Source organism: Shinella zoogloeoides (genome assembly GCF_033705735.1).
Lineage (GTDB): Bacteria > Pseudomonadota > Alphaproteobacteria > Rhizobiales > Rhizobiaceae > Shinella > Shinella zoogloeoides_A.
Genome location: NZ_CP131130.1, coordinates 1,311,444 through 1,332,339, shown reverse-complemented (window position 1 = coordinate 1,332,339; position 20,896 = coordinate 1,311,444). Strand labels below are relative to the sequence as shown.

At 64.3% G+C, this 20,896-nt stretch carries 25 protein-coding genes, 1 tRNA gene and 1 pseudogene; 16 read left to right on the top strand and 11 right to left on the bottom strand.

Translation table 11 applies throughout. The annotated features are described in order from the left end of the window. Nucleotides 1–19: 19 nt before the first annotated feature. On the bottom strand, nucleotides 20–763 hold the full coding sequence (locus tag ShzoTeo12_RS06950; RefSeq protein WP_119258260.1) for a rhomboid family intramembrane serine protease: 744 nt from the start codon (nucleotides 761–763) through the stop codon (nucleotides 20–22). Between the two features lie 290 nt (nucleotides 764–1,053). Between ShzoTeo12_RS06950 and ShzoTeo12_RS06945 the strand changes: the two genes are divergently transcribed. The 7 genes from ShzoTeo12_RS06945 (at nucleotide 1,054) to ShzoTeo12_RS06915 (ending at nucleotide 6,529) form a co-directional block, all read left to right on the top strand. Continuing rightward, a complete protein-coding gene (locus ShzoTeo12_RS06945) occupies nucleotides 1,054–1,722 on the top strand; it encodes a PAS domain-containing protein (protein ID WP_318911831.1) in 669 nt (222 codons plus the stop codon). A gap of 101 nt (nucleotides 1,723–1,823) precedes the next feature. Continuing rightward, on the top strand, nucleotides 1,824–2,435 hold the full coding sequence (locus ShzoTeo12_RS06940) for a PilZ domain-containing protein (protein WP_119258262.1): 612 nt from the start codon (nucleotides 1,824–1,826) through the stop codon (nucleotides 2,433–2,435). A 45-nt stretch (nucleotides 2,436–2,480) separates the two neighbouring features. Further along, nucleotides 2,481–2,765 (top strand): hypothetical protein, encoded by a 285-nt coding sequence (locus tag ShzoTeo12_RS06935; RefSeq protein WP_318911829.1) that lies wholly within the window; start codon nucleotides 2,481–2,483, stop codon nucleotides 2,763–2,765. A 153-nt stretch (nucleotides 2,766–2,918) separates the two neighbouring features. Next, entirely contained in the window at nucleotides 2,919–3,518 is a 600-nt protein-coding gene (locus tag ShzoTeo12_RS06930) for a transglutaminase-like cysteine peptidase (protein WP_318911828.1), read from the top strand. Nucleotides 3,519–3,762: 244 nt separating this feature from the next. Further along, on the top strand, nucleotides 3,763–4,524 hold the full coding sequence (locus ShzoTeo12_RS06925; RefSeq protein ID WP_318911827.1) for a hypothetical protein: 762 nt from the start codon (nucleotides 3,763–3,765) through the stop codon (nucleotides 4,522–4,524). Nucleotides 4,525–4,644: 120 nt separating this feature from the next. Then, a complete protein-coding gene (locus tag ShzoTeo12_RS06920) occupies nucleotides 4,645–6,093 on the top strand; it encodes a D-alanyl-D-alanine carboxypeptidase (RefSeq protein WP_318911826.1) in 1,449 nt (482 codons plus the stop codon). Between the two features lie 163 nt (nucleotides 6,094–6,256). After that, nucleotides 6,257–6,529: a hypothetical protein gene (locus ShzoTeo12_RS06915; RefSeq protein ID WP_119258435.1), complete on the top strand. Its 273-nt coding sequence runs from the start codon at nucleotides 6,257–6,259 to the stop codon at nucleotides 6,527–6,529. Between the two features lie 6 nt (nucleotides 6,530–6,535). On the opposite strand, the gene ShzoTeo12_RS06910 is transcribed toward ShzoTeo12_RS06915, so the two are convergent. Beyond that, nucleotides 6,536–6,973, bottom strand: a complete 438-nt coding sequence (locus ShzoTeo12_RS06910; RefSeq protein ID WP_318911825.1) for a DUF1489 family protein — start codon at nucleotides 6,971–6,973, stop codon at nucleotides 6,536–6,538. A gap of 73 nt (nucleotides 6,974–7,046) precedes the next feature. Next, nucleotides 7,047–8,447 carry an L-serine ammonia-lyase gene (locus tag ShzoTeo12_RS06905; protein ID WP_318911824.1) on the bottom strand — a complete coding sequence of 467 codons (1,401 nt, stop codon included), beginning with the start codon at nucleotides 8,445–8,447 and terminating at the stop codon, nucleotides 7,047–7,049. 562 nt (nucleotides 8,448–9,009) lie between these two features. Here ShzoTeo12_RS06905 and ShzoTeo12_RS06900 point away from each other — a divergent pair. The 3 genes from ShzoTeo12_RS06900 to ShzoTeo12_RS06890 all read left to right on the top strand — a co-directional run bounded on the left by ShzoTeo12_RS06900 (nucleotide 9,010) and on the right by ShzoTeo12_RS06890 (nucleotide 11,285). Then, entirely contained in the window at nucleotides 9,010–9,699 is a 690-nt protein-coding gene (locus tag ShzoTeo12_RS06900; RefSeq protein WP_318911822.1) for a DUF599 domain-containing protein, read from the top strand. A 73-nt stretch (nucleotides 9,700–9,772) separates the two neighbouring features. Next, nucleotides 9,773–10,807, top strand: a complete 1,035-nt coding sequence (locus tag ShzoTeo12_RS06895) for a DUF1624 domain-containing protein (protein WP_318911821.1) — start codon at nucleotides 9,773–9,775, stop codon at nucleotides 10,805–10,807. Between the two features lie 4 nt (nucleotides 10,808–10,811). Then, complete coding sequence (locus ShzoTeo12_RS06890; RefSeq protein ID WP_318911819.1) at nucleotides 10,812–11,285, top strand: isoprenylcysteine carboxylmethyltransferase family protein; 474 nt, start codon at nucleotides 10,812–10,814, stop codon at nucleotides 11,283–11,285. Between the two features lie 12 nt (nucleotides 11,286–11,297). Here ShzoTeo12_RS06890 and ShzoTeo12_RS06885 read toward each other — a convergent pair whose 3' ends face one another. Continuing rightward, nucleotides 11,298–11,684: a MerR family transcriptional regulator gene (locus tag ShzoTeo12_RS06885; RefSeq protein WP_119258271.1), complete on the bottom strand. Its 387-nt coding sequence runs from the start codon at nucleotides 11,682–11,684 to the stop codon at nucleotides 11,298–11,300. A 62-nt stretch (nucleotides 11,685–11,746) separates the two neighbouring features. Next, nucleotides 11,747–13,177, bottom strand: coding sequence for a magnesium transporter (gene mgtE, locus ShzoTeo12_RS06880; protein WP_318911817.1), 1,431 nt, complete (start codon nucleotides 13,175–13,177; stop codon nucleotides 11,747–11,749). A 294-nt stretch (nucleotides 13,178–13,471) separates the two neighbouring features. Between mgtE and ShzoTeo12_RS06875 the strand changes: the two genes are divergently transcribed. Continuing rightward, entirely contained in the window at nucleotides 13,472–13,966 is a 495-nt protein-coding gene (locus ShzoTeo12_RS06875; RefSeq protein WP_318911816.1) for a peptide deformylase, read from the top strand. 58 nt (nucleotides 13,967–14,024) lie between these two features. After that, nucleotides 14,025–14,258 carry a DUF2171 domain-containing protein gene (locus ShzoTeo12_RS06870; protein ID WP_318911815.1) on the top strand — a complete coding sequence of 78 codons (234 nt, stop codon included), beginning with the start codon at nucleotides 14,025–14,027 and terminating at the stop codon, nucleotides 14,256–14,258. Between the two features lie 66 nt (nucleotides 14,259–14,324). On the opposite strand, the gene ShzoTeo12_RS06865 is transcribed toward ShzoTeo12_RS06870, so the two are convergent. The 3 genes from ShzoTeo12_RS06865 to ShzoTeo12_RS06855 all read right to left on the bottom strand — a co-directional run bounded on the left by ShzoTeo12_RS06865 (nucleotide 14,325) and on the right by ShzoTeo12_RS06855 (nucleotide 14,880). Then, nucleotides 14,325–14,528 carry a hypothetical protein gene (locus ShzoTeo12_RS06865; protein WP_119258275.1) on the bottom strand — a complete coding sequence of 68 codons (204 nt, stop codon included), beginning with the start codon at nucleotides 14,526–14,528 and terminating at the stop codon, nucleotides 14,325–14,327. 69 nt (nucleotides 14,529–14,597) lie between these two features. Next, a tRNA-Leu gene (locus ShzoTeo12_RS06860) sits at nucleotides 14,598–14,682 on the bottom strand. Next, nucleotides 14,647–14,880: a hypothetical protein gene (locus ShzoTeo12_RS06855; RefSeq protein ID WP_318911812.1), complete on the bottom strand. Its 234-nt coding sequence runs from the start codon at nucleotides 14,878–14,880 to the stop codon at nucleotides 14,647–14,649. The genes ShzoTeo12_RS06860 and ShzoTeo12_RS06855 overlap by 36 nt, the downstream gene beginning before the upstream one ends. Here ShzoTeo12_RS06855 and lipB point away from each other — a divergent pair. Beyond that, nucleotides 14,879–15,625 (top strand): lipoyl(octanoyl) transferase LipB, encoded by a 747-nt coding sequence (lipB, locus tag ShzoTeo12_RS06850; protein ID WP_318911810.1) that lies wholly within the window; start codon nucleotides 14,879–14,881, stop codon nucleotides 15,623–15,625. The two genes, ShzoTeo12_RS06855 and lipB, sit on opposite strands and share 2 nt — an antisense overlap. A 12-nt stretch (nucleotides 15,626–15,637) precedes the next feature. Here the strand turns inward: lipB and ShzoTeo12_RS28235 are convergent, their stop codons facing one another. The 3 genes and pseudogenes from ShzoTeo12_RS28235 to ShzoTeo12_RS06840 form a co-directional block, all read right to left on the bottom strand. Next, nucleotides 15,638–15,829 carry a biotin/lipoyl-containing protein gene (locus ShzoTeo12_RS28235; RefSeq protein ID WP_413251143.1) on the bottom strand — a complete coding sequence of 64 codons (192 nt, stop codon included), beginning with the start codon at nucleotides 15,827–15,829 and terminating at the stop codon, nucleotides 15,638–15,640. A 96-nt stretch (nucleotides 15,830–15,925) separates the two neighbouring features. Next, a pseudogene (locus ShzoTeo12_RS06845) lies at nucleotides 15,926–17,590 on the bottom strand (acetyl-CoA carboxylase biotin carboxylase subunit); the annotation flags it as partial. Nucleotides 17,591–17,666: 76 nt separating this feature from the next. After that, entirely contained in the window at nucleotides 17,667–18,572 is a 906-nt protein-coding gene (locus ShzoTeo12_RS06840) for a DMT family transporter (protein ID WP_119258436.1), read from the bottom strand. Nucleotides 18,573–18,773: 201 nt separating this feature from the next. Here ShzoTeo12_RS06840 and ShzoTeo12_RS06835 point away from each other — a divergent pair, with 201 nt between their 5' ends. The 3 genes from ShzoTeo12_RS06835 (at nucleotide 18,774) to ShzoTeo12_RS06825 (ending at nucleotide 20,863) form a co-directional block, all read left to right on the top strand. Further along, nucleotides 18,774–19,178 carry a helix-turn-helix domain-containing protein gene (locus tag ShzoTeo12_RS06835; protein WP_119258437.1) on the top strand — a complete coding sequence of 135 codons (405 nt, stop codon included), beginning with the start codon at nucleotides 18,774–18,776 and terminating at the stop codon, nucleotides 19,176–19,178. A gap of 84 nt (nucleotides 19,179–19,262) precedes the next feature. Then, nucleotides 19,263–20,390 (top strand): S-(hydroxymethyl)glutathione dehydrogenase/class III alcohol dehydrogenase, encoded by a 1,128-nt coding sequence (locus ShzoTeo12_RS06830; protein ID WP_119258278.1) that lies wholly within the window; start codon nucleotides 19,263–19,265, stop codon nucleotides 20,388–20,390. After that, on the top strand, nucleotides 20,390–20,863 hold the full coding sequence (locus ShzoTeo12_RS06825) for a GNAT family N-acetyltransferase (RefSeq protein ID WP_318911806.1): 474 nt from the start codon (nucleotides 20,390–20,392) through the stop codon (nucleotides 20,861–20,863). Before ShzoTeo12_RS06830 ends, ShzoTeo12_RS06825 begins: the two co-directional genes overlap by 1 nt. The last annotated feature ends 33 nt before the right edge of the window (nucleotides 20,864–20,896 follow it).

Here is a 20,896-nt window from a genome sequence, read left to right as displayed (position 1 = left end):
GACGGCTAATAGACTATCGTTAATCCCGCCGGCTCTCGGCCACGGAAACGTCGAAGATCGGGAAGAACAGGAAGCCGAACAGGAAGCCGCCGATATGCGCTTCCCACGCCACCGCCCCGCCGGCGGCCACCGAACCGAATATCTGGCCGAAGCCGATCAGGAAGTTCGTGAGGAACCAGATCCCGGAAAAGACCAGCACGGACCGGTTGGAGAGTGCTTCGGGGATGGTGAGTCGGCGGTTGAGATGCGCAAACTGCCGGCTGACGCGCCCGCTCGGCGAAAAGACGAAGCGCGCCGCTGCGCCCATCAGGCCCGACACGACGCCGGAGGCCCCCACGACGAGGATCATCGCGCCCCAGTGCAGGGCTGTGTGGAAAGCGACGGCCGCGATGGCCGAAAGGCACCAGAAGAGGAAGAACCGCACAGTGCCGATGCGCCGCACGACGGGCGCCCCGAAGGCGACCATCCAGAACGCATTGAAGATCAGGTGCTCCCAGCCGCCATGCAGCAGCGAATAGGTGACCGGGCTCCACAGCCAGCTCAGGTCCCATTCGGAGAACGGAACGGCATAGCGTCCCGGGATGAAGGCGAATTCCAGCAGCACGTATTCGTCGGCCGACGGCGACAGGACATAGGTGCGCACCAGATGGACGAGCGTCAGCAGCCCGAGAACGAAGACGAGGCTTCCGGGCAGGTTGAACGCCGGCTCCCGCTTGCGGGCCTCGAACCCGTCACCCTGCACTTCGATGCCGTCGTTACTCATGACCGAACCACCCAACTCAAAAATCGATTCGTGCTTATATCGAGAAAAGAAAGGCCGTACAGCTTTCGCCGACGGCCGGTGCCCCCAATCCCCGGGGCGAAACAGATGTGCAGTAAACCATTCCCTCGTGAAGGGATGCCGGATGTTCCCTCAAGCCGGCCGGTCGCGCAATGGAAACCAATCGTTAACCTTAATATCCGTCTGGCACGAAACTCGCACAGTCTCTCACAAATGCCCCCTGCACCGCCTTCGGCGTGCCGTAGCGGGACAGAGCAGACGGAAGAACGAGCATGCATACCAGAGCTGCAACCACGCTTTACGATTACTGGACGCGCCAGCGCGGCGAGCGCGCCGTGCCATTGCGGAGCACCATCGAACCCGCCGACATCGCGGCGATCCTGCCGGACGTCTTCATGCTGGAGTATGGACGACTGCATGCGCCGCGCTTTCGCCTCGCCGGCACGCGCATGTGCGCCCAGTTCGCCCGCGAGCTGAAGGGCATGGATTTCGACGCGCTGTTTGCCCCGGACCAGCGCAGCCGCGTGGCCCGCATGGCGGAAAACGTCATGGCCGAGGCCGTGCCCGCGATCATGCGGATCCGGCTCGTCGACGGCGCGCTGGAAAATACCGAGGCGGAAATCGTGCTGCTGCCGCTTGCGACCGCCGGCCGGGCGGCCGACCGTATCATCGGCACCTTCGCCCCCCTGCCCGGCCAGCGCCAGCCGCTCTCGGCCTTCCGCTATGCCACGCTCGATGCGCTTTCGGTCATCGACCCCGCGCGCAAGGACGATCTGGCCGGCAACCGCCCGCCGATCCCCATGCCGACATCCGTCATGGCCATGCGACCGGCCGGCTTCGGCCAGAAGATCAGCCGGGTCATGCACCTGCGCATTTTCGAAGGCGGGCGGAAGGACGGCGGATTGGCGGAAACGCAACCAACATCGCCCAAAGGTTGTTGAAACCACAACCCGAGGCGACATTTTCCCGCTCCGGCAAACCTTCTGTTAACCCCGAAAGGTTAAGGGTTGGAAAGAGATAGGACGATCAGGCACGCGCGCTCATGTACTCTTTCCAGCAAGCATCGCCGGCAACCAGAGCAGCGCAACCCGACCAGCGCAACTTCCAGCGCGTCTCGGTGAACCTGCCCGGCCGCCTGATGCTAGCCAGCCATGACGAATTCGACTGCACCGCCCTCGACATGTCGCCGGGCGACGCCAGCTTCGTCTGCAGCGCGCGCCCGCGGATGGGCGAGCGCATCATCGCCTATATCGACCATGTCGGCCGCATCGAGGGCTCCGTCGCGATCCTGCGCGAAGACGGCTTCGTCATCCAGTTGAACGCGACGGACCGCAAGCGGGAAAAGCTCGCGGCTCAGCTCACCTGGATCGCCAACCGGCACGAACTCGGCCTGCCGGAAGATCGTCGCCACGACCGCCTCACGCCGCGCAATACACGCACGGACCTGACGCTCGACGACGGCCGGCGCTATCCCTGCCGCATCATCGACCTTTCGCTTTCGGGCGCCGCCGTCGACATCGACGTCCGCCCTGCCCTCGGCACGCCCGTCCAGCTCGGCAACATGAAGGGGCGAGTCGTGCGCCACTTCCAGGAAGGCGTCGCCATCGAGTTCTCGTCCGTCCAGTCGCGGGAAGCCCTCACCGCATTCCTGTAGCATTCCGGCACAGCCGAAAGCCGATATTGTTTCAAAAAGGGCCCCGTGGGGCCCTTTGCTGTTTCAGCCCGGATCGAGGCACATTCTCGAAAGAGAAAATCAAAAAAAATTCTGCCGCGCGCGTCCATCATCGGGAAAAACGCAGCGATGCAGGTTTGCATTATGCCCGACGACTACGTTGTGCCAGCGCTCATCCGCATGGAAATTCCGGCTTCCAATAAGCCGAACCCAGCCCAATATCACCTGCTTAAATCGAAAAACGATTATGAATCAGCAGCATGGCTGGAAGATGAAAGCCCGCAACCGCGAGGGTATTCGCTACAATTTTAATCAAATTCGCTTCAAATACAGTTCAAATCAATCTCAAATTCTATTCTTGTTTTATGCTTATGCTATCTTGATTTGAACTAAGTTCTACTTCGGCTTTTCGCGCAAGCTCAAAACATAGCTGTCATTGTCGCCTCATCGAACGGGGACATAGCAATGACAAAAATCATCAAGACAGGGACGTTTGCATTCCTCCTTTCCCTGGTTGCGGCACAGGCCGCCATGGCGCTGCCGGCCAACACGCCGCTTGCAGGCGCGACCAACCAGCCGATCGGCCACTATGAATTCTGCAAGCTCAATGCCAGCGAATGCGGCCCGAACGGCCGTGACGACGGCCCGCTCAAGCTGACGCAGGAAAACTGGAAGACGATCCTCAACGTCAACTACGCCGCCAACACCGAATTCGCGCCGATGACCGACATGGAAATCTACGGCGTCGAGGAGAAGTGGGCCTATCCGGAATATGCCGCCGACTGCGAGGACTATGTCCTCATCAAGCGCAAGCGCCTGATGGAAGCCGGCATCTCGCCCGCGAACCTCCTGATCACCGTCGTCCTCCAGCCGAACGGCGAAGGCCACGCGGTCCTGACCGTGCGCACCGACCGCGGCGACTTCGTGCTCGACAACATGCGCAACAAGGTCCTGCTCTGGTCGGAGACCGAATACCGCTTCCTCAAGCGCCAGTCGTCGGCCAATGCCGGCAAGTGGGTCAAGCTGCAGGATGGCCGCGCCGAAGCTGTCGGTAGCGTCAGGTAACGACCGGCGCCCGAGGGCGCGCGAAGAGACTGCCCGGCGGCTTCGCCGGGCAACAGAAAGGGCCCGGTCAGTCCCCCAATCCCCGTCCCCGACCTTGGCCCTGCGGCCGGTTCTCCTGTCCCGGAACCGGCCGCTCCCTTTTTGAGGGCATGCCCGCCCAAATCCTCAACCGAAAATTAACCATGTTGGCAGACCCTCCGCCCAGGTGTCCCGCAATGGACGGGTCGAAGGAGCGCGAGGCGACATGGCTGCGATGGCAACCGGCAACGAGGACCATGCCCCGCTCATCTCCAATCGCCTGCTGACGCGCCTGACCGTCGGCATCGCGGTTCTCGCCGGGCTGACGCTCGCCATCAGCGTCGCCGGCCGCGCATTGGGTGAGCGCATCGCGCTTGCCGGCCATACCGAAAGTGCTGAGGCCGTGGATGTCGTGATCGGCCAGGACCAGATCCGCCTTCCCGCCAATACGATCCGCTTCGAGGAGCAGCGCCGGCCGGGCCGCACGGAACGCGTCGATCTCTACCTCACCTGGCCGGAGATGAACGGCTATTCCAACGCCGAGCGCATCCGCTTCAACGATGCGACGCGGCCCGAGAGCCTGATTTTCCTCAATCTTTCGCAAAGTACCATGTCGCGCGACATGTCCGGCCGGCTGGCGCCGATCTACAGCCACCTGTTCGACGACCGGACGGAACCCGGTCCGGCCGGCCTGACGATGCAGCCGCTGCGGGAGAATTCCGGCTATGGCGGCGAGGTGTTCTTCACCGGGACTCTGCCCGACGGCTCCGACTATGCAGTGCGCTGCATGATGCCGGCGGACGAATCGCAATCGACCAGCGCGGATTGTCAGCGCGATATCCACATCGGCCGCGATCTTTCTGTGCTTTACCGTTTTTCGAGCAGACTTTTGCCGCAGTGGCAGGCGATGGAGGCGCGCGTACGCGATTATCTCGCCGCATCCCTCGTCGAAAACGGCCGCCCTGCCTCGACCACCCGCACCCGATAAAACACGGCCAACCTGTGAAACCAATAATTCATCATAAACCGATTGGTAACGCTGTGTGGCTATTGTGCCTCAAACGGTCGTCGCGGCAGCTCGCAAGCGGACGGCATATGCAATCCGAGAATGAAGAGTAACGTAGTGTCCCGTTCCGTATTCCTCGATTTTCTCCCCCGCTCTTTCCAGGCGATTGCCAATGCGGCGAAAGGTCTGGTGATGATCGGCACGGTCGCCACCCTCGCCTTCGCGACCCCGGCCGCCGCAAATCCGAAATACTCGGGCATCGTCATCGACGCCAAGACGGGCAAGGTACTCTATAGCGAGGACGCGGACGAGCTGCGCTATCCGGCATCGCTCACCAAGATGATGACGCTCTACCTCACCTTCGAGGCGCTGGAAGCCGGCAAGATCCGCCTCGATTCGCGCGTCCCCTTCTCCAAGAATGCCGCCAGCGAGCCGCCGACAAAGCTCGGCGTCGGGACCGGCAAGTCCATCACCGTCGAACAGGCCATCCTCGGCCTCATCACGCGCTCGGCGAACGACGCCTCGACGGCGCTGGCCGAATTCCTCGGCGGCTCGGAAGAGCGCTTCACCCGCATCATGACGCAGAAGGCCCGCGCGCTCGGCATGACGCGCACCGTCTATCGCAATGCCAACGGCCTTCCGAATACGGCGCAGGTCACCACCGCGCGTGACCAGGCCCGTCTCGGTATCGCGCTGCGCCAGCACTTCCCGCAGTATTATTCCTATTTCTCCGTTCGCAGCTTCCGCCTCGGCAAGCAGGTCATCAACGGTCACAACCGCCTGCTGGGCAGCGTTCGCGGCGTCGACGGCATCAAGACCGGCTATACCCGCGCTTCCGGCTACAACCTCGTGACCTCGGCCGTCGCCGATGGCCGCAGCGTGGTCGGCGTCGTCATGGGTGGCCGCTCGGGCGGTGCCCGCGACCAGCAGATGCGCAAGCTAATCGCCACCTATATGCCGAAGGCCTCGCGCCGCGGCGGCGGCGATCTGATCGCCCAGACCAAGGATGCCCCGACGCTCAGCGCCGAAGTCGCAAGCAATGCGGCCACCGCATCTGTCTCCGGTCGCGGCCTCGACCTGCCGGAAAACGGCCCGGTCCCGTCCTACCGCTACACCGAAAGCCATCTCGAAACGGCCTATGCCGCATCGGCCGACAGCTCGCAGGTCGTCGGCAAGCGTGCGCTCGCCGCAACCCTGAAACTGCAGCGTAAAGCCGCCGTTCCGCAGGAAGACCTGACGGAACAGGGCGACACCGGCGGCAATGTCGATAATCTGACCACCTCCGCCGTCGCCGAAACCACGCCTTCGGGCTGGGTGATCCAGATCGGTGCGACGCCGGACCGCGGCCAGGCGCAGAAGCTTCTGTCCAAGGCCCAGGACCAGGGCGGCAAGGCGCTCTCCAGCGCAAAGCCCTTCACGGTCGCCGTCAACAGCGGCAGCGAACAGCTCTACCGTGCCCGCTTCGGCGGTTTCGACAATCAGGACCGCGCGACGGCCGCCTGCAAGGTCTTGAAGCGCAAGGGCTTCGCCTGCTGGGCAAGCCAGCAGTAGCACGATCGGACTGCGCCAAACCGCGGCGCGGTCCCTGAAATACCGCCTTGCACCCGCAACGGCCGCCGGAAAGGTATTGCGTACCGGAGGCTGCGGGGGAAGGCAGGCAGGCCGTCACGACGGCTATGCCATCCTCGATAAGGTAATGCGTACGAGGCAGATCATGGCGATGAACGAGAACCTCTTCGATGTCCCACTCGCAGCGCGCGACGAAAAGCGCCGCTCGCTGAAGGGAACGCTCCATCCGCTGCACGAGGCGGCGATGCGGATCGCGGATATCGGGCTCGGCCGTTCACGCAACCGGACGAAGGATCTCGTCGGCATGCTGCTCGCCCACGGCGCCCGCGCCTGGCGCTCGGGCCAGCCGGTTGCCGGGATCCATCTTCATGTCGGCGTCAGCGAGCACCGCCACCCGGTTCGCCTGCGCCTTCGCTGATGATCGTCAGAGAAGGCCGAGTTCGGCAAGCTCCCGGCGAAGTTCCATCGGCAGGTCGGCAGTGCCCTCGCCCATATTCGTCAGGTCGCGCGGGGCATCCTCTTCGGTAAGGTAGCGCCATCCCTGAAAGGCGCGGCGCGGCTGGAGCGCGGTTTCGACGACCTCCGGCCCGAGCACGAGCTCGCAGCGCGAAATCCCGTCGACATCCGTAAAGGTCTTAATGTCCAGCAATTGCTGGCGCGCCTGCACCTGTCCCTTGATCACCCAGTAGAGCGAACCGCCGTCAAGCAGTTCCCGGTCACGCTTGGGGATCATGCGGGTGATATGGCTGGAATGGGGCTCCATGCCCGCCGCCATCGCGATCAGCGAACGTTCGGACACCCATTCGCGCAGGTCCTCGATCGAGTCCGCGCCGACACAGAGTTTGATGAGATGAAGGGCCATGCCCCTTTGAACGCCCTTGCGGCGGCCCGGTCAAGGGGCCGCCGTGTCGCACTCCACAGGCAAGGGCCTTCGCTCAGCACTCCACCACGTTGACGGCGAGGCCGCCGGTGGAGGTTTCCTTGTACTTCTCGTTCATGTCGACGCCGGTCTGGCGCATCGTCTCGATGCAGGCGTCGAGCGGCACGAAATGCTGGCCGTCGCCCTTGATGGCGAGCGAGGCCGCCGTCACCGCCTTGACCGCGCCGAGCGCATTGCGCTCGATGCAGGGCACCTGGACGAGGCCGGCGATGGGATCGCAGGTCATGCCGAGATGGTGCTCCAGCGCGATTTCGGCGGCATTCTCCACCTGTTCGGGCGTGCCGCCCATCACGGCGGCAAGACCGGCGGCGGCCATGGCGGAGGCGGAACCCACCTCCCCCTGACAGCCGACTTCGGCGCCGGAGATCGAGGCATTGTGCTTGATGATGCCGCCGACGGCGGCGGCCGTCAGCAGGTAGTCGCGGATGCCGTCCTGGTCGGCGTCCTCATGGAAATGCAGGTAGTAGCGGATCGTGGCGGGCACGACGCCGGCAGCGCCGTTGGTCGGCGAGGTGACGACGCGGCCGCCCGCGGCATTCTCCTCGTTGACGGCCATGGCGTAGACCGAGAGCCAGTCGTTGGCGAGCAGCGGGTTGGCCTTGTTGGAGCGCCACTCCTCCTGCAGCTTGTCATGGATCGAGCGGGCGCGGCGGCGGACTTTCAGCCCGCCCGGCATGATGCCCTCGTTCTTGAGGCCGCGGTCGATGCAGCTCTTCATCGCCTCCCAGATGCGGTCGAGGCCGGCATTCAGCTCCTCGCGCGACATTGTGGCTTCCTCGTTCGCGCGCTTCATCTGCGCGATCGTCATGCCGGAGCGCTCGGCCATTTCCAGCATCTGCTTCGCCGAGGCGAAGGGGAACGGCACTTTCCTGTCGCTGGAGCGCGCCTTGGCGGTGCGCATCTGTTCGAGCTCGGTATCGGTGACGACGAAACCGCCGCCGACGGAATAGTAGATGCGTTTCAGGAGCAGCCGGTCGTCGCGGTCATAGGCGGAGAAGGTCATGCCGTTGGCATGGCCGGGCAGCGGGTTCTTCTTGTCGAAGATCAGATCGTTCTTCGGCTGGAAGGCATAGCCGGGATGGCCGGGCGGCGTGATGCGCCCGGTGCGCTCGACTTCCTCGACGATCGCATCCATCCGGTCGGGATCGACGGAATCGGGCCGCTCGCCCATCAGGCCGAGGATCACCGCGCGGTCCGAACCGTGGCCGACGCCGGTATAGGCGAGCGAACCGTGCAGGCTCATGCGGATGGCGGCGACATGTGCGCCGGCGGGGCGCGGCCAGTCATTCGACAGGATCAGGTCGAGAAAACGGTTCGCCGCAGACATCGGCCCCATCGTGTGCGAGCTCGACGGACCGATACCGATCTTGAAGACATCAAAAACCGAAAGAAACATTCCCGGACTTCTCCTTGCCGCGGCAGGCTGCATGCTTTGATCCGCAAAGCTACGTTATCACGGACCGCGCCCATGGCGATCTCCCGACATCGGGTTTTACCAACGCGACATGCCGGGAAACAAAAACAGCGCGTCCCGAGGGAACGCGCTGTTAATGTAAGGGCTGTGGCCGGGTATTTTCAGATGCCGCCAAAAAGATAGGCGATGACCAGAACCGCGCCAAAACCGAGAACTGCCCGGGCGGTCACGCCCCAGCAGGATTTCTGAACTGTGCTTTCCATGATTTCCCCGATGGAACATGCCGGCGCAGCAGCCGTGATCGGCGCTGCATGGGCCCTGTTTAATGAAGAATTCATGAAACCGCAATCGCGAAAAATGGCGAAACCAAGGCGAATGCTTCATGGGTGACCTGCATGGCGCGCATGACATGTCGCAAAATCAGACAGTTGCGGGCGGCAAGCCCGGCGCGCTTGCCGCCGCCTTTCCGCCGCAAGTCTGAACGGGCTTCGGACGGCGGCGCCAGCCCCTTGCAAAATGCCGAATCCGTGGCACAAACCCAGGCATGACCAGTCCGGATATCGCCGCCCTTGCCGTCTTCATCGTCCTGTGGGTCGGGTATTCCTGGCTTACCGACCGGGCGAAGCTGTTCGACCGCGTGAGCCTGACGCGGGCGATGAGCTCGCAGCGCGCGATCTGGATCCGCAACGCCATGCACCGCGACCTGCGCATGATCGACACGCAGATCATGGCCGGGCTGCAGAACGGCACGGCCTTCTTCGCCTCCACCTCGCTCCTGGCGCTCGGCAGCTGCTTCGCGCTGCTCGGGGCGACGGACAAGGTGTTCAGCCTTTTCAACGACCTGCCGGAAGTATTCCGAGGCAGCCGCTCCGGCTTCGAGATGAAGGTCGGCGGGCTTGCCATCATCTTCGGCTATGCCTTCTTCAAGTTCGGCTGGTCCTATCGCCTCTTCAACTACTGCACCATCCTGCTCGGCGCGATGCCGATGAGCGGCGACATCCACAAGGACCCGGCCGGCGCCGACCTTGCCGCCGACAAGGTCATCCGCATGAACATCCTGGCCGCCAAGCACTTCAACAAGGGGCTGCGGGCGATCTTCCTGTCGATCGGCTATCTCGGCTGGTTCGTCAGCCCCTATCTCTTCATCCTGACGACGATGGGCATCATCGTCGTGCTCGTCCGCCGGCAGTTCTACTCCGAGGCACGCCTCGGCGTGCTCGAAAGCCTCGACTGATCCCTTCCCCGGCCTCCTTTCGGCCATCCGCCCGGCGCAAGCTTGGCGTGGCATATTCCCATGGACCAAAGCAATGCAGCGACCCCGAACCATGACGACGACGGTGATTGACGGCAATGTGGAAGGAGACGGCGGCGCCACGCGCCGCCTGCCGCGCATTCCTTTGATCGACCAGGCCCGCGGCGTCGCGCTGATCGCCATGGCGAGCTACCATTTCACCTGGGACCTCGGCTTCTTCGGCTATATCGAGCCGGAAACGGCCACCACCGGCGGCTGGCGCCTCTATGCGCGGCTGATCGCCGGCAGCTTCCTCTTCCTCGTCGGCTTTAGCCTCGTCCTCGGCCATCAGCGCGGCTTCCGGCCGAAGCCTTACTTCATGCGGCTCGGCAAGATCGTGCTGGCGGCGGCGGCGATCACGGTCGCCACCTGGTTCGCCTTCCCGCAGACCTTCATCTTCTTCGGCATCCTGCACGCCATCGCGGCGGCAAGCCTGATAGGGCTTCTCTTCCTGCGCCTGCCGGTCGCCGTGACCCTGCTGGCCGCCGCGGCCGTCGCCGTCGCGCCGCTTTATCTTCGTGCGCCGATCTTCGATCATCCGGCGCTCTGGTGGGTCGGCCTTTCCGTCACGCCGCCGCGTTCCAACGACTATGTGCCGCTGCTGCCCTGGCTCGCCCCTGTGCTGCTCGGCATCGCGGCCGCCCGGCTCTTCGTCGCAAGCGCGCTGCCCGAGCGGCTGGCCGGGTTCGGCAATACATCCAGAAGCCGGTGGAAAACCCTGCTGGAGCAGGCCGGCCGCCACAGTCTCGCCATCTACCTTATCCATCAGCCGGTGCTGATCGCGCTGGTCTACGGCTTCTCGCTGGTCATGCCCGCTCCCGCGGCCGACCCGACCGTCAGCTACACGAAGAGCTGCATGCGCGCCTGCATCAACGAGCGCGACGCCGGCTTCTGCCAGAGCTTCTGCGGCTGCACGCTGGACAGGCTGATGGGCGAGAACCTCTTCGCCGACCTGAACCGCGGCGCAATCGATATTACGGACCAACGCATTGCAACGATCTCCTCGCAATGCACGGCGGATGCCGATGCGAGGAGCGAGCCCCAGGAGTAGGATCATGAACGCCTATCGCATGAAGCCACTCGCCTTTCCCTGGCCGCCGCTGATCTACGGCGTGGCCATAGCGGCGGCCTTCCTGCTCCAGGCGTATTTTCCGCTGGAGGTCGCGGAGACGAACATGTGGTATGCGTGGGTGGGCGGCGGCCTGTTCGTGGTCGCGGCCGTGGTGCTGGATGTCTGGGCGATGCGCACGCTGCTCGACTGCCACACGACCATCCTGCCGAACCGCTGCTCGACCTATCTGGTCACGTCCGGGCCCTATCGCTTCACGCGCAATCCCATCTATCTCGGCTATACGCTGACCACCGCCGGAATCGGCCTCGCCCTGCTCAATCCGTGGTGCATCGTCACGGCCATCGTCGCCGCGGCCGTGACGAGTCTCGTCGCAATCCGCCGGGAGGAGCTGCATCTCCTCTCGCGCTTCGGCATCGATTTCGAACGCTATTGCAACGGCACGGCGCGCTGGATCTGAGCGGCCGGCCCTTCAGGTGCCGACGCCGATCTCGGCAAGGCGCGTGAGACAGGCTTCCTCGACATTGTCGAGCTCGGCCAGCGTCTCCTCGATGTCGCGGCGCTTCTGGCGCAACTCGTCGCGCTTCTCGTTGACCTTGTTCATCAGCATCTCGAGCTGGCCGACTTCGCCCGGCGGGTCCTTGTAGACGCGGATGATGTCGCGGATTTCCGCGATGGTGAAGCCGATGCGGCGCCCGCGCAGGATTTCCTGGATGAGGCGGCGGTCCGCGGGGCGGAACAGACGCGTGCGGCCCCGGCGCTCGGGGTTGATCAGCCCCTCGTCCTCGTAGAAGCGCAGGGTGCGGGTGGAAACCCCGAATTCGCGCGTCAGCTCGGTTATGCTATAAAACTTGTCCACGCCTGCTCCGATCTCTTCTACCGGCGCATTCTATTGACTTTTACGTATAAGTCAATTTTTCCCTAGCGGATGGCGAACCACCAGGTCGCAAGGCCGAGAAACGCGAGGAAGCCGACGATGTCGGTGACGGCCGTGACGAAGACGGCCGACGACACCGCCGGGTCGGCCCCTGCCCGGTCGAGGAAGAGCGGAATGGCGATGCCGGCGAGCGCCGCCGCCGTCATGTTGATCAGCATGGCCGCGGCGATCACGCCGCCGATATTGGCGTCGTGGAACCAGACCCCGGCGACGAGGCCGATCATCACGCCGAAGGCGACGCCATGCAGCAGGCCGACGCCGGCTTCGCGGCGCACGACGCGCCAGGCGTTGTGAATATCGAGATTGCGGGTGGCGAGCGCCCGCACGGTCACGGTCATGGTTTGCGATCCCGCATTGCCGCCCATGCCGGCGACGATCGGCATCAGCACGGCGAGCGCCACGATCTCCTCGATCGTCCCCTCGAACAGCGAGATCACGGAAGCGGCAAGAAAAGCAGTCAGGAGGTTGACGAGCAGCCACGGCGCGCGCGAGCGGACCGTCTCGATGGTGGTGTCGGAGAGCTCTTCGTCGCCGACGCCGCCGAGGCGCATCAAGTCCTCCTCCGCTTCTTCCTGGATGACGTCGACCACGTCGTCAATGGTGAGCACGCCGACGAGCCGGCCGTTCTCGTCGACGACGGCGGCGGAGAGAAGGTCGTATTGCTCGAAGAGCTGGGCCGCCTCTTCCTGGTCCATCTCCGCCGGGATCGGATGGTTCGTCTCCCGCATGATGGCTTCGATCTTCGTGCCGCGCGGCATGCGCAGGATGCGGTCGAGATCGATGGCGCCGAGCAGGCGGAAGGTCGGGTCGATGACGAAGATCTGCGAGAAGCTTTCCGGCAGGTCGGCATCCTCGCGCAGGTAGTCGATCGTCTGCCCGACCGTCCAGAACGGCGGCACGGCGACGAACTCGGTCTGCATGCGCCGGCCGGCCGTGCTTTCCGGATAGTCCAGAGAGCGGCGCAGGCGAATCCGTTCGGTGAACGGCAGCTTGGCGAGGATCTCGTCCTGGTCCTCCTGGTCGAGGTCTTCCAGGATGTAGACGGCGTCGTCCGAATCCATCTCGCCGAGGGCGGCGGCGATCTGCTCGTTCGGCAGGTGCTCGACGATGTCGAGGCGGATCGCCTCGTCGACTTCCGTCAGCGCGGCAAGGTCGAAGTCGGCGCCGAGCAGCGAGACGAGCTGGCGGCGCTGCTCCGGCTGGATCGCCTCCAGAAGGTCGCCCATTTCCGATTCGTGCAGCCGCGCGACATGGCGGCGCAGGAACAGAAGATCGCGGTCGGCGATGGCCGCACCGACATGCATGAGGAAATCCGAGCGGACGGAACCGTCCTCGGCATAGATGTCCTCGCCATCGAAGGTACTGTGCTCTGCCTGGCCCTCATGGATACGGTCGTCGTCGCCGGTGTCTTCCATCGGGCCGCTCCTTGTATCGGGCTCGTCAGGCCCGGCACGCGGCGCGGGCGGATAACGACAGGGATTGCTTGCAGGGTTCCTCGCAAGACGCCGTCTTTCAGGGCCTTGCCTGTTTTCTGCTAGCCCAAAGCGCGCGGCCGGTCCATCGCCGAGGGGCGGCAAAAGCGGGGTCGATGCGAAAAATTCGCAACCTGTTGCAATTTCACGCAAATCGAACGATTTGGCTCGGCGGCGTTTTCCGCCCGCTACAAACGCGCTAGGAAAGCCTGTCCGATCCACCAGCCGGAGCCGTCCATGGCGATCCTTCCCATCCTGCGCTTTCCCGATCCGCGGCTGCGCCTTCCCTGCAAGCCGGTCGAAGCCTTCGACGCGCACCTTGCCGAATGCGCGGCCGATCTGGCGGCGACGATGCGCGCGGCGCCCGGCATCGGCATCACGGCGGCGCATGTCGGCATCCTCGAGCGGCTGACGGTCATCGAGCTGGACGGCCCCGCCTCGCAGCGCGTCTATGTGAACCCCGCCGTGACGTGGTTCTCGCCCGAACTGCAGCGCCATGCGGAAGGCAGCGTCTCGATGCCGGGCGTCACGGACGAGGTGGAGCGCCCTGCCCGCATCCGCTTCACCTACCAGGACCTCACGGGGAAGACGCATTCGGAGGAAGCCGACGGCCTTCTCGCCGTCTGTCTCCAGCATGAGATCGACCAGCTCGACGGCATTTTCTGGATCGACCGCCTGTCGCGCCTCAAGCGGGAGCGGATCGTCAAGAAATTCCGCAAGGCAGGCGAATAGGGAACCAGCCGCGGCCTTCGGCGTTGAGGAAGCACCCCAACCCGAAAGGAGAAACCCGATGGTCGCAGCAACCCAGATTCGCGAACATATGGAAGTCAAGGCAGCCGACGGCCACCATGTCGGCACGGTCGACCACATGGAAGGCGACAGCCGCATCAAGCTCACCAAGAGCGATTCCAGCGATGGTCAGCACCACCTCATTCCGCTCGACTGGGTGGACCATGTCGACGCCCATGTTCACCTGAACAAGGATGCCGACGAAGTCCGCCAGCAGTGGTCGTCGATGAACTGATCGCGAACGGCTTGAACAAGGGGCCCGCCGAAAGGCGGGTTTCTTTTTGGAAAAATGCTTCCGCGGTCAGTCGCCGCGCGCGGCGGCCGCAAGCTTTGCCTCGCAATGATGCTTCTTCATGGCGGTCGAGAGGTTTCGCCGTCCCCGCTCGTCGGCATCGGCCTTCGCCGCCTCCATGTTCCGGCACCATTCGGCATCGAGAACATGCTCGGGAATGTGCGGCATGCAGGAGGCCAGCAGAAGCAGCGGGCAAAGGACAAGAAAGCGCATTCCCCAAACCTCCCCGGCCGTCTTCAGGCACCGCAAAAACAAAAAACCCGGCACTAGGCCGGGTTCTTTTGGTGCGGTCGAGAAGACTCGAACTTCCACGGGTTGCCCCACAGCGACCTCAACGCTGCGCGTCTACCAATTCCGCCACGACCGCATCGTGGTAGGTGTCGTCTTGCGGCGACGGGGGTGCATGTAGCAAAAGGATTTGGGGTGCACAAGGCCGCGCGACAAGAAAAATGACGGAAAGCGAAACAATTTCAACACGACCTGTGGGAAAGCCCGGAAACCCCTGAAATCCTTGCATGATCGCCCCTATATCTGGCACAACGGAAAGCAAAAGGACGGCCATCATGCAGCGTCAGGACATTTCCACCTCCCTTCTCGCGCTCCCCGGTTCGCCGCCGGTGCGCTGGCGCATCGCGCGGGATCTCGTTCCCTATGACGTCGCCGTCGAGACCATGGAAAACGAGGCTGCGGCCATCGCTCGCGGCGAGGCCGACGAGCTCGTCTGGCTGGTCGAGCACCCGCCGCTCTATACGGCCGGCACCAGCGCCGTTGCGGACGACCTCGTGGCGCCGGACCGGTTCCCGGTGTTTTCCACGGGCCGCGGCGGCGAATATACCTATCATGGCCCCGGCCAGCGGGTCGTCTATGTGATGCTCGACCTGAAGCGCCGCCGGCAGGACGTGCGCGCCTTCGTGGCGGCGCTGGAGGCGGTGGTGATCGATGCGCTCGATTCCATGAACATCCGCGGCGAGCGGCGCGAGGATCGCGTCGGCGTCTGGGTGCGCCGGCCGGAGCGTCCGCCGCTGCCGGACGGCTCGCCCGCCGAAGACAAGATCGCCGCGATCGGCATCCGCCTGCGCCGCTGGGTGAGCTTCCACGGCTTCTCGCTCAACGTCGATCCGGACCTCGAGCATTTTTCCGGCATCGTGCCCTGCGGCATCCGCGGCTACGGGGTCACGAGCCTCGTGGATCTCGGCCTTCCGGTGATGATGAGCGATGTAGATGTCCGCATCCGCGATTCCTTCGAACGCGTCTTCGGCCCCACCGCCAACGAGGCGGACTGTCCGTCCGAAAGCCTTCCGCAGGCCTGACCGGTCCCGGCCTCAGGCGAATTCCATGATCACGGCGTCGACGGCGAGGCTCTCGCCGGGCTTTGCCTTGATCGAACCGACCGTCAGGTCGCGCTCGGCGCGCAGCACGTTTTCCATCTTCATGGCCTCGACCACGGCCAGCGTCTCGCCCGCCTTGACCTCCTGCCCTTCGCTGACGGCAATCGAGACGACAAGGCCCGGCATCGGGCAGAGCAGCATCTTCGAGGTATCCGGCGGCAGCTTGACCGGCATCAGCGCGTCGAGTTCGGCCAGCCGCGGCGTGAAGACGCGCGTGCGCACGGAAAGCCCCTGCCAGTCGATACGCATGCCATTGAGGAACGGGCGAAGCTGTGCGGTCACGCCGCGTCCGTCGACCGCGCCGCGCCAGACCGCCTCGCCCGGCAGCCAGTCGCTCCGCACGGCGTCGTCCGCCGTGAGTGCATGATAGGCATCGCCGATCTTCACGACCCAGTCCTTGTTCTGCACGGTGGCCGGGCGGAGCCGGTCGAGGTGATGCGGCCGCCGCTCGGCATCAACGAGATGGGCGGAAAGCGCGACCCGCGCCAGAATGCCGGCCTCCTCCGCCGTCGGCTCCATGGGGGCGAAGCCTTCGGGATATTCCTCGGCGATGAAGCCGGTGGACAGCCGTCCTTCCCGCCAGCGCGGATGGCGCATCAGCGCGGCGAGGAACGGGACATTGTGCTCGATGCCGTCGACCACGAAGCCGTCCAGCGCATCGCTCATCGCATCGATGGCCTGAAGGCGCGTTGGCGCGAAGGTGCAGAGCTTGGCGACCATGGGGTCGTAATACATGGAAATCTCGGCGCCCTCATAGACGCCGGTATCGTTGCGCACGACCGTATCGCCGCTCCGGCCCTCCGCCGGCGGCCGGTAGCGCGTCAGCCGGCCGATGGACGGCAGGAAGTTGCGATAGGGATCCTCGGCATAAAGGCGGCTTTCGACAGCCCAGCCGTTCAGCTTTATATCGGCCTGCGTCAGCGCCAGTTTCTCGCCGGCCGCGACGCGGATCATCTGCTCGACGAGGTCGATGTCGGTCACCAGCTCGGTCACGGGATGCTCGACCTGCAGACGGGTGTTCATTTCGAGGAAATAGAAGTTGCGCTCGCGGTCGACGATGAATTCCACCGTGCCGGCGCTCTGGTAGTCCACCGCCTTTGCGAGCGCCACCGACTGCTCGCCCATGGCGCGCCGCGTCGCCTCGTCTAGGAAGGGCGACGGCGCCTCTTCCACGACCTTCTGGTTCCGCCGCTGGATCGAGCATTCGCGCTCGCCGAGATAGAGCGCGTTGCCATGGGCATCGGCGAGAACCTGGATCTCGATATGGCGCGGATCGACGATGTATTTCTCGATGAAGACGCGGTCGTCGCCGAAGGAGCTCTTCGCCTCCGAGCGGGCCCGCTCGAAACCGTCGCGCACCTCCGCCTCGCTCCAGGCGATGCGCATGCCCTTGCCGCCGCCGCCGGCCGAGGCCTTGATCATCACCGGATAGCCGATCTCGCCGGCGATACGCTCGGCATGGCCCGCATCCTCGATGACGCCGAGGAAACCCGGAACGGTCGAGACCTTCGCCGCATTGGCGAATTTCTTCGATTCGATCTTGTCGCCCATGGCGCGGATCGCCTTCGGCTTGGGGCCAATGAAGACGATGCCCTCGGCCTCCAGCGCCTCGCAGAAGCTCGCCCGCTCGGACAGGAACCCGTAGCCCGGATGCACGGCCTCGGCGCCCGTCTCCTTGCAGGCGGCGATGATCTTCTCGGCGATGAGGTAGCTTTCCGCAGCAGGAGCCGGGCCGATATGCACGGCCTCGTCGGCCATCTCGACATGCAGCGCATCTTGGTCCGCATCGGAATAGACGGCGACGGTGGCGATGCCCATCCTGCGTGCCGTCTTGATCACGCGGCAGGCGATCTCGCCGCGATTGGCAATCAGGATCTTCTTGAACATGCTTTCCTCCCGGCAGTCTGCATCGGAGTTTTAGCCATAAACGGCACGCCCGTACAACGGCAGGATGGAGCGCACTTTAGTCGAAGGCGATGTCGGCGTTCGCCTTGCGGTTCTTGTGCTCGCGCCAGATGATGAAGAGGCCCGAGGCGACGATGATGCCGATGCCGAGCCATTTGGAAGGCGTCGGGAAATCCCCGAAGATCGCATAGCCGAGAATGGTCGCCGAAATGATCTCGAAATACTGGAACGGCGCCAGCAGCGAGAGCGGCGCCATGCGGAAGGCGCGCACCACCAGGATATGCGCATAGCCGGACAGCGCGCCGAGGATGAGGAGCAGCACGAGGGTGAAGAGCGACTGTGGCAGCGAGGGCGCAAAATCGGCAATGCCGGCCATATCGCCGGCGAACACCGCCGCCCCCATGAACACCATGCCGCCAAAGCCGGCGATCGTCTGCATCGTGACGGGCGAATCGGCATTGCCGATGGCGCGGTTCATGAAGAGGTAGACGGAATAGAGGAAGGCGCAGGCAACCGGCAGCAGCGCCGTCCAGCCGAAGAGAATGAAGCTCGGCTGGATGACGATAAGCGCGCCGCCGAAGCCGACGATGATGGCGAGCCACCGCCGCCAGCCCACCCGCTCGCCGAGGAACGCGGCCGACATCGCCGTCAGGATGAAGGGCTCGACGAAATAGATCGCGAAGACGTCTGCCAGCGGCATGTATTTGACGGCCGCGAAGAAGAACAGGCTCGCTGCGCCGTGGATCGCACCGCGCAGGAGGTTCAGCCACGGGCGCTTCGGCCGCAGCATGGCGCTGCCCTGCGCGGTGAAGATCAGCGGGATGGTGCAGACGACCTGGAAGAAGAACCGGTAGAACGTCACCTGCCCCGGCGACATGCCGGCAAAGGTCGCCATGTATTTGGCGATGGCGTCCATGCACGGCAGCATCAGCATGGCGACGGCCATCAGCACGACGCCCTGCATGGTGCTGCCGCCCTCTTGATCGGTGGTGCTGCCGGCTGTGGCGTTCATGCGCATCTCCCTTGCTCGCCTCTGCATAGCGGTTTTCGGCCGGCTGGCAATGCGGAAATCTCTCTTCGCGCGGGCGGCGCAAAGCGGCGCAATTGAGGTAGAGGGCCATCCCCTCTTGCCTGTAAGCTCACGGGCGAGACAATGGAGGCCGTGATGACCTTTCCCGGCGAAAACAATACGATCCCCTTCCCTCTCGTCCGCAACGACAGCGATACGCTCGGCGGGCGCCTCTGGCGAGCGCGCGATGCGCTCGGCCTTTCCATCGAGATCATCGCGGCGCGGCTCGGCCTGCCGGAAGAGACGGTCACCGGCTGGGAGCGCGACCGGTCGGAGCCGGACAGCCGGGCGCTTTCCATGCTGGCCGGCCTGCTTGCCGTCTCCCCCGCCTGGCTCGTCGCCGGTGTCGGCACGGCGCCGGCCGTCCCCATGGACGATAATCCCGTCGAACAGCTCATGCACCAGCTCGGCGAGGTGCGTCAGCTTTTCGACAGGACGGGCAAGGCCCTCGCCGCGCTCGAAACCGAGGTCGCAAGATTGATCAAAAAAGATCAAGGCTGACTTTTTTACATTCGCCGCACTTGAGACGCCGGACCGGCTCTGCAATGGTCGGCCCGACACAGAATCCGCATAAGGGAGACGAACATGGACGTACGCGCCGCCGTTGCCGTTCAGGCCGGAAAACCGCTTGAAATCATGACCGTGCAGCTCGAGGGCCCGCGCGCCGGCGAAGTGCTTATCGAGGTGAAGGCGACGGGCATCTGCCACACCGACGATTTCACACTGTCGGGCGCCGACCCGGAAGGCCTCTTCCCCGCGATCCTCGGCCATGAGGGTGCGGGTATCGTCGTCGATGTCGGCCCGGGCGTCACCTCGGTCAAGAAGGGCGACCACGTCATCCCGCTCTACACGCCGGAATGCCGCGAGTGCTATTCCTGTCTCTCCCGCAAGACGAACCTGTGCACCGCCATCCGTTCGACGCAGGGCCAGGGCCTGATGCCGGACGGCACGTCCCGCTTCTCCATCGGCAAGGACAAGATCCACCACTATATGGGCTGCTCGACTTTCGCGAACTACACGGTCCTGCCCGAGATCGCCGTCGCCAAGGTCAATCCGGACGCGCCCTTCGACAAGATCTGCTACATCGGCTGCGGCGTGACCACCGGCATCGGCGCGGTCATCAACACGGCCAAGGTGGAGATCGGCTCGACGGCCGTGGTCTTCGGCCTCGGCGGCATCGGCCTCAACGTGCTGCAGGGCCTGCGCCTTGCGGGTGCCGACATGATCATCGGCGTCGACATCAACCCTGACCGCAAGGAATGGGGCGAAAAATTCGGCATGACGCACTTCGTCAATCCGAAGGAAGTCGGCGAGGACATCGTGCCGTACCTCGTCAACATGACGAAGCGCAACGGCGATCTGATCGGCGGCGCGGACTACACGTTCGACTGCACGGGCAACACGAAGGTGATGCGTCAGGCACTGGAATCGGCCCATCGCGGCTGGGGCAAGTCGGTCATCATCGGGGTTGCCGGCGCGGGGCAGGAAATCTCCACCCGTCCGTTCCAGCTCGTCACCGGCCGCCAGTGGATGGGCACCGCCTTCGGCGGCGCACGCGGGCGCACGGACGTACCGAAGATCGTCGACTGGTACATGGACGGCAAGATCCAGATCGACCCGATGATCACCCACACCATGCCGCTGGAAGACATCAACAAGGGCTTCGAGCTGATGCATTCCGGCGAGTCCATCCGCGGCGTCGTGGTATACTGATGCCGGCAACCGCCTATAGCGTCGACGTGCGGAGAATGGAAACGTTCTCCGCCGCCGAGCTTTATGCCCTGCTGAAACTGCGCGTCGACGTCTTCGTCGTCGAGCAGGCCTGCCCCTATCCGGAGCTGGACGGCAAGGATGCGGACGCCCTCCATCTTCGCCTGCTGATCGACGGTGAAACCGCCGCCTATGCCCGGATCTGGCGTCCCGAGAACGGCGCGCCACGCATCGGCCGCGTCCTCGTTTCGCCGGACCATCGCGGCAAAAGGCTCGGCGCGGCCCTCATGCGGGAAGCGATCCGCGCCTGCGAGACCCATTTCCCCGGCACGCCGATCGAGCTGTCCGCGCAGAGCTATCTGCAGCAGTTCTACCATTCCCTCGGCTTTTCTCCGACATCGGAGGAATATGTCGAGGACGGCATCCCGCATATCGACATGCGCCGGGCCGGCGCAGGCGTTGCGCAACGCGCCTGACCGACGGCGGAGCCCCGTGTCCAAGGAAAGAAC